1 pseudogene is annotated in these 291 nt (G+C 70.1%); it reads right to left on the bottom strand.

The annotated features are described in order from the left end of the window. Positions 1 to 264 (bottom strand): annotated as a pseudogene (locus ACLBXP_RS25875) (TIGR00374 family protein); the annotation flags it as partial. Positions 265 to 291 lie beyond the last annotated feature (27 nt).

The following is a 291-nucleotide window of genomic DNA, read 5'->3' as shown; positions in this document are numbered from 1 at the left end:
CACCGGCAGGAGGGTGTTGATGCCCTCGCGCACGAAGCGGAGATCCACGCAGGCCGCGAGGCTCGGACGCTCGGTGCGGGGGAAGATCACGGACCAGCCGAGGCCCGCCCAGGCCACCGCGGCGGCACGCGCGACGACGACGATCAGCGCACCCCAGCCGGCGCACACGACGGCAGCGGCCACATCCTCGAGCCCGGAAGACAGGAACAGGCCTGCGACCGTGAGAAGTCCGCCGATCAGGGCCAGAGTCGTCAGGCGCTTCATGGTCCTCTTTCACTGACGCCGGAAGTG

The sequence above is a fragment of the Methylobacterium sp. A54F genome, assembly GCF_053346035.1.
The sequence above is the reverse complement of the archived record's forward strand: the minus strand, read 5'-3'. Positions and strand labels throughout refer to the sequence as shown.